Here is a 6065-nt window from a genome sequence, read left to right as displayed (position 1 = left end):
TGCCCGGGACAAGCCCGGGCATGACGCGTTGACGGGCCCTACCCCCGTGCCGCGACGGCCACGGCGGCGCCGGCCATCACCGCGCCCGTGCCGCGGTTGACGAGGCGCATGGCGCGCGGGCTGGCGATGAAGCGGCGGGCGCGGGCGGCGGCCAGCGCATAGGTCCACATGGCGGTGGAGAGGATCGCCATCATCACCACGGCGAGCTCCAGCGCGAGCAGGGGCGTCAGGGCGCCGAGATCGACCACCAGCGGCAGGATCGAGACGAAGAAGACCATCACCTTGGCATTGCCCATGGTCAGCGCGAGGCCGCCGAGGAAGAGCTTCCAGCCCTCGCCGCGGGCGGCCGGCGATTCCCGGGGTGCGGCGGCGGGCGCCGTCCACAGCTTCCAGGCGAGCCAGAGCAAATACCCCACGCCGGCAAACTTGATCGCCAGGAACAGCGGCTGGGCGTTCTGGGCAAGCGCCGCGAGGCCGAGGGCGACGAGGGCGAACCAGACGAGGTCGCCGGCGACGATGCCGAGGATGAAGGGCGCGGTGCGCCTCAGCCCCACCGCCAGGGTGCGCGCCACGATGGCCGCCACTGCCGGGCCCGGCGAGAAGGTCGCCATGGCGTAGACGCCGCAGAAGAGGAGAAAGCCGGAGAGGGTCATCGCGTGGTTTCCGATCAGGCGCTCAGCAGCACGCCGTTCAGCACCGCCACATACTGGCAACCCGCGGCGACGAGAACGAAGCCGTGCCAGATGGCGTTCTGGAACCGCAGCGAATGCCAGAGATGGAAGACGACCCCCGCCGAATAGATGAGCCCGCCCACAACCAGCAGCACGATGGCCGCCGTCGGCAGCACGGCGAAGACCTGGTGGGCGACGACGACGCCGCTCCAGGCGATGGCGAGGTAGAGGAAGACGGTGACGCGGTCGTAGCGGCCGGGCGCGAAGAGCTTCAACGCCGCCCCGGCGAAACCGGCGATCCAGACGCCTGCCAGCATGGCGTGGGCGGTGGGCGTCGCGACATGCACCATGAAGGGCGTGTAGGTGCCGGCGATCAGCATGAAGATGGCGGCGTGGTCGAAGCGGCGCAGGATCCACTTGGTGCGCGAGACCGGCCACATGTTGTAGGCGGCCGAGCAGCCGATGACCGCGACGAGGCTCGCGGCATAGACCGCCAGGGACGAGATGGTGGCGAGCTCCGCCCGGTACAGGGCGACGCCGATCAGCGCGCCCGCCGCGAAGAGGGCGAAGATGGCGCCGAGCACGTGGATGACGCCGTCGGCGACCATCTCGGCGCGGTCGTAGTGCCAGGTCATCCCCTGCGGCCGGCCATCGGTCATTCCGGCGACATCCTCTCGTTCGAATCCCGGGTGCTCCTCTGGAAGTCCGCCGCGCCGCGGTGGTTCCTTCCCGTCCCGGGCCGGCCAGCATGCCGCTCGGCGGGCCGAGGTCAAGCCCGCACGCGTCACCAGCCCGGCAGGGCGTGGGCGATCACCTTGCGCATCACCGAGGGAAAGGCTTCGCCGGCGATCTCGCCCGCCGCGATCCAGCGCAGCCCCGGCGCGGGTGGCATGTCCTGCGGCGCCTCGGCCCGGAAGACCGCGAGTTCGAGGGGGAAGTGGGTGAAGACGTGGGTGACGACCCCAGGCAGCCGGCGGAAGGCGAGCGCCAGCGGCGCCGCCGCCAGCGCCCCGGCCTCTTCGAAGGTGGAGGACCACTCCGAGCCGGGCACCTCGGTCATGCCGCCGAGAAGTCCCTTCGGCGGACGGGTGCCGACCAGCAGGGCGCCGTCGGCGCGGACCACGACGAAGGCGGCGCCGCGGCGCAGCGTCCCGGTCTTCTTCGGCGCCTTCCGCGGGTAGGATTCCTGGGTGCCCTCGGCGGCGGCGGCGCAGAAGGGGCGCAGCGGACAGAGCGCGCAGGCGGGCCTGCGCGGGGTGCAGATGGTGGCGCCGAGGTCCATCGTGGCCTGTGCGAAGTCGCCGGGACGGGCGGGGTCGAGCATGTCGGCCACCAGCGCCCGGATCAGGGGTTTCGCCCCCGGCAGGGGGTCGTCGACCGTCTCGAGCCGTGTCACCACCCGCTCGACATTGCCGTCGACGACGGGTGCGGGCAGGTCGAAGGCGATGGCGCCGACGGCGGCGGCGGTGTAGTCGCCGATGCCCGGCAGGGCGCGCAGGCCCGCGAGATCGGCGGGAAAACGGCCGCCGTGGTCGCGCGTCACGGCGATGGCGCAGGCATGAAGGTTGCGGGCGCGGGAATAGTAGCCAAGCCCGGCCCAGGCCTTCATGACCTCCTCGACAGGTGCCGCCGCGAGGTCGGTGACCGTCGGCCAGCGGTCGAGGAAGGCGGCGAAATAGGGCGCCACCGCCTTCACCGTGGTCTGCTGCAGCATGATCTCCGACAGCCAGACGCGATAGGGGTCCACCGGCTCCCCGGGCAGCGCGCGCCAGGGCAGGCGGCGGCGGTGGCGGTCGTACCAGGCGAGCAGTGCCGCGGCCGGCGCTGCGCTCTCCTGTGCGGGCTTCGTCCGTGCTATGGTGGCGCGCGTCATCGGTGGACCCTCGCCCAGCACGGGCGCCGCCGCAACGCCACCTCCAGTCCCGGCGCCCAAGAACCCACAGCCTCGATGAAATCGCCCTACCGTCCCAAAGGCCCGCGGCCCCTCGCCGACATCGCCGCCGCCCCCATCGGGCAGGCGCTGCAGCAGGCCGGCTTCGCCTCGACGGAGGTGGTGACGCGTTGGGACGAGATCGTCGGCGCGGACCTTGCCCGCCGCTCCGCGCCGGTGAAAATCGCCTGGCCACGCCGGCCGCAGGGGATCGGCGAGCCGGAGCCGGGGACGCTCCATATCCGCGTGGAGGCGCCCTTCGCGCTGGAGATCCAGCACATGACCCCGGTCATCGTCGAACGGGTCAATGCCTTCATGGGCTGGCGCTGCGTCGCCGCCGTGCGGCTGACCCAGATCCCGCTCACGGCAAAGCCGAAGCCGCGGGAGGCGCCGCGGCCGCCTGCCGACGAGGCGCGGCTGAAGGCGGCGCTCGCCGGCTTCGAGGACGAGGCCCTGCGGTCCGTCATCGCCCGATTCGGCCGGGCCGTCGGCGGCCTGAAGTGAGACGTCGGCCCGCCGCCGCAATGACGCCACGGAGCCGGTCTGCTATGTGAGGCGTTGTCGATGCGGGAACCGGCTTGGAGCCGGCCCGCCGGCACGATCATTCGCAGGAGCCGCCATGACCCGCATCGCCGTTCTGGCCTTCACCGCCCTCATTGCGACCGCACCCGCGGTCTGGGCGCGCAGCTCCGGGCTCGAGGACGAGACCCGCGACCGGGTCCTGCTCGTCCATCAGAGCCGCGGCACGCTGGCCCCCGGCACGCGGCCGAAATGCTTCCCGGCGCGGATGGACGACACGGTGGCCTCCAGCCAGTACCAGTGCCCCTGGGACCGGCCCAACGGCCGGCGCCCGCTGCCCACGGCGCGCAGCCTCTGGGGCATCCTCGGCGGCTACTGAGCCGTCACGGCCCCTCGACCGTGAAGCGGTCGCCCTCGAAGACGTAGACGACACCCTGGCGCACGAAAACCTCGGAGGCGCGGACCCGGTCCATCGTGCCGCGCAGCGCCATGAGCGTGCGGCCGACGCCGCCGTGGGAGACGATGACGCTCGGCCTTTCGAGGGTGGCGACGAAGGCGCCGAGGCGGGTGGCGATGTCCTCGTAGTTTTCGCCCTCGGGCGGCTTGGTGTGCCACTTGTCGGCGAGGCGGGAGGCGGCGATGGCCGGCGAATGCGCCTCCACTTCCGGCCAGGTCAGGCCCTCCCAGGCGCCGAAGGAGAGCTCCTTCAGCCGGTCGTCCATGCGGTAGGCCGGCGGATGCAGCCCGAGGCGGGTTCGCATCAGCTCCATGGTCTCGCGGGTGCGGGAGAGCGGGCTCGACCAGTAGGCGAGGTCATCGAAGCGCGGCTCCAGCCGGGCGAGGATGGCGCCGACCTCCTCGGCCTGGACGCGGCCGACGTCGTTCAGGGGAATGTCGCGCTGGCCCTGGAGCCGCCCCTCGGCGTTCCAGTCGGTCTCGCCGTGGCGGACGAAATAGAGCTTGTGGGTCATGGCTGCACGATGGGGGCTGGCGACGACGTTCCTATGGCGGCTCGCGGCGCGGATGTCGAGGATAAGTGCTTGACCCGCCCCGCCGGACGCGCCACCTCCGGCGGGACCGCCACCGGATGACGCGCCCTTGACCCCTTCGCCCTACCTTCGCTCCGGCCTCATCGCCCTCGTCGCCACCCTCGTCGTCGACCAGGCCTTCAAGGTCTTCATGCTCCAGGTGGTGGGGATCACCTCCGGCCAGACGATCACCGTCCTGCCGGTGCTCGACCTCGTCATGGCGTGGAACTACGGCGTCTCCTTCGGCATGTTCCAGCAGGACAGCGTCCTGGGCCAATGGGCGCTGGTGCTGTTCAAGGTCGCCGCGGTCGCCCTGATCGGCTGGTGGCTGTGGCGCGCCGAGAGCCCGATGACGGCGGTGGCGCTCGGCCTCATCGCTGGCGGAGCGGTGGGCAACGGCCTCGACAGGGTTCTCTACGGCGCGGTGGCGGACTTCTTCGCCTTCCACATCACCACCGCCACCTGGCAGTTCCAGTGGTACGTGTTCAACCTCGCCGATGTCGGCATCGTTGCGGGCGTGGGCCTGCTTCTGTATGAGTCCCTCTTCGGCGGCCGGCCGGGTGCCTCGAAATCGGCATGATCCTGATGGATAGAACCGGCCGTACAGCGGCGCCGACGGCGCCGGGTCCATTCAAGGCCGGGCTTCCACCTTCAGCCGGGCTCTTTCAGGGGATGACGGACATGACGCGCATCCGCACTGCGCTCCTCGCCACGGCCCTCACCGTCGCCGGAACCGGCGCTTTCGCCCAGCAGGGCGACGGACCGGGCTTCGAAGCCAACATCATGGGCGGCCTGCTCAGCGGCCTCGGCCTCGTCGAGACGGCGCGGCCTCCCATCGACTATCGCGAGCGGGCGCCCCTCGTCCTGCCGCGCGGCAACGCCCTGCCGCCGCCGCAGGATTCGGCCGCCGCGCGCAATCCCAACTGGCCCAACGATCCGGACGTGGCGCGGGCCCGGGCCGCAGGCCTTGCCGAGCGCACGCCGATCCAGCGCGACGAGTTCGGCCGCACCATGACCAACGGCGAGCTGCGCTCCCGCCAGGGCGGCTGGTTCGGCGGCGGGCTGGTCGACACGACCCGCGATCGCTCGCAGGCGCAGATTTCCGGCCCGGCCACCGTCGACGAGATGCGCGTGGCGCCGATCTGGTCGCAGGTCGGCTCGCTGTTCGGCTCGTCCTCGCGCGACCAGGTCGTGCCCTTCCCCGGCGAGCCTGCGCGCCGCCGCCTGGTCGAGCCGCCGCCGGGCTATCGCACCGCTTCTCCCGACGCACCCTACGGCCCGGTCGGCCGCCGTCCCGACGACCCGCAGGCGCCCAATGCCCGCCGTTCGACGGGCCAGGACCCGGCGGGTCCGGGGACCTGAGCACGGAGCCCCTCGCGATGCTCAACCGCCTGACCTCCGGCCGCCCCGGCGACGGCGAGGCCGAGCTGCGCTACCTGGACGCCGATTTCCGCATCGTGCGCCCGGGCACCTTCGTGCGCTGCGCCGTCACCGGCCAGCCCATCGCTCTCGACGACCTGAAATACTGGAGCGTTGCCCGGCAGGAGGCCTATTCGGGCCCGCCCGCGGTGCTGGAGCGCCTGCATCCCGAGCGGTTCAAGACCTTCGTGCCGCGATGACCCGGTCGAGGAGCGCCAGCATGACGGCCTCCTCCTCCACCTGCAGCTTCACCGGAACCACCCGCGTCGCCGCCGCCAGCCGGTCGAGCGCGGGCGACCCCTTGAGCTTCACCTGATCCTTTTCGGTGGCGACGAGCGGCAGGCCCGTCCGCGTCGCCTCCGCCAGCAGCCGCTCCGCGTCCTCGTCGCCATAGGCGTGGTGGTCGGGGAAGGGCCGCAGCACCGCGTTGCGGGCGCCGGCCGCGCCGAGGGTCTCGGCGAATTTGGCCGGCCGGCCGATGCCGCAGAAGGCGAGAAC

10 protein-coding genes are annotated in these 6065 nt (G+C 72.1%); 5 read left to right on the top strand and 5 right to left on the bottom strand.

Annotated elements, in window-relative coordinates:
• Window positions 1–38 precede the first annotated feature (38 nt).
• The 3 genes from ACT6XY_RS22105 to mutY all read right to left on the bottom strand — a co-directional run bounded on the left by ACT6XY_RS22105 (window position 39) and on the right by mutY (window position 2544).
• Window positions 39–653 carry a LysE family translocator gene (locus ACT6XY_RS22105; protein WP_444750465.1) on the bottom strand — a complete coding sequence of 205 codons (615 nt, stop codon included), beginning with the start codon at window positions 651–653 and terminating at the stop codon, window positions 39–41.
• A gap of 14 nt (window positions 654–667) precedes the next feature.
• The gene (gene trhA, locus ACT6XY_RS22100) at window positions 668–1330 is read right to left on the bottom strand and encodes a PAQR family membrane homeostasis protein TrhA (RefSeq protein ID WP_444750464.1); all 663 of its coding nucleotides are present in this window, start codon (window positions 1328–1330) and stop codon (window positions 668–670) included.
• Between the two features lie 125 nt (window positions 1331–1455).
• Window positions 1456–2544: an A/G-specific adenine glycosylase gene (gene mutY, locus ACT6XY_RS22095; RefSeq protein ID WP_444750463.1), complete on the bottom strand. Its 1089-nt coding sequence runs from the start codon at window positions 2542–2544 to the stop codon at window positions 1456–1458.
• Between the two features lie 75 nt (window positions 2545–2619).
• On the opposite strand from mutY, the gene ACT6XY_RS22090 reads away from it, so the two are divergent.
• Both ACT6XY_RS22090 and ACT6XY_RS22085 read left to right on the top strand, forming a co-directional pair.
• A complete protein-coding gene (locus ACT6XY_RS22090; RefSeq protein ID WP_444750462.1) occupies window positions 2620–3105 on the top strand; it encodes a DUF721 domain-containing protein in 486 nt (161 codons plus the stop codon).
• Between the two features lie 115 nt (window positions 3106–3220).
• Window positions 3221–3499 (top strand): hypothetical protein, encoded by a 279-nt coding sequence (locus ACT6XY_RS22085; protein WP_444750461.1) that lies wholly within the window; start codon window positions 3221–3223, stop codon window positions 3497–3499.
• Between the two features lie 4 nt (window positions 3500–3503).
• Here the strand turns inward: ACT6XY_RS22085 and ACT6XY_RS22080 are convergent, their stop codons facing one another.
• The gene (locus ACT6XY_RS22080) at window positions 3504–4091 is read right to left on the bottom strand and encodes a histidine phosphatase family protein (RefSeq protein WP_444750460.1); all 588 of its coding nucleotides are present in this window, start codon (window positions 4089–4091) and stop codon (window positions 3504–3506) included.
• Between the two features lie 127 nt (window positions 4092–4218).
• Here ACT6XY_RS22080 and lspA point away from each other — a divergent pair, with 127 nt between their 5' ends.
• The 3 genes from lspA (at window position 4219) to ACT6XY_RS22065 (ending at window position 5767) form a co-directional block, all read left to right on the top strand.
• The gene (gene lspA / locus ACT6XY_RS22075; RefSeq protein WP_444750459.1) at window positions 4219–4728 is read left to right on the top strand and encodes a signal peptidase II; all 510 of its coding nucleotides are present in this window, start codon (window positions 4219–4221) and stop codon (window positions 4726–4728) included.
• 101 nt (window positions 4729–4829) lie between these two features.
• Complete coding sequence (locus tag ACT6XY_RS22070; RefSeq protein WP_444750458.1) at window positions 4830–5510, top strand: hypothetical protein; 681 nt, start codon at window positions 4830–4832, stop codon at window positions 5508–5510.
• Window positions 5511–5527: 17 nt separating this feature from the next.
• Window positions 5528–5767: a DUF2093 domain-containing protein gene (locus ACT6XY_RS22065; RefSeq protein ID WP_444750457.1), complete on the top strand. Its 240-nt coding sequence runs from the start codon at window positions 5528–5530 to the stop codon at window positions 5765–5767.
• Here ACT6XY_RS22065 and ACT6XY_RS22060 read toward each other — a convergent pair.
• On the bottom strand, window positions 5745–6065 hold a 321-nt coding region (locus ACT6XY_RS22060; RefSeq protein ID WP_444750456.1), incomplete at its 5' end, for a tetraacyldisaccharide 4'-kinase. The genes ACT6XY_RS22065 and ACT6XY_RS22060 overlap by 23 nt on opposite strands.

This window comes from Phreatobacter sp. (assembly GCF_052440005.1).
Taxonomy (GTDB): Bacteria; Pseudomonadota; Alphaproteobacteria; order Rhizobiales; family Phreatobacteraceae; genus Phreatobacter.
This window is presented reverse-complemented; position numbering and strand designations above follow the sequence as displayed.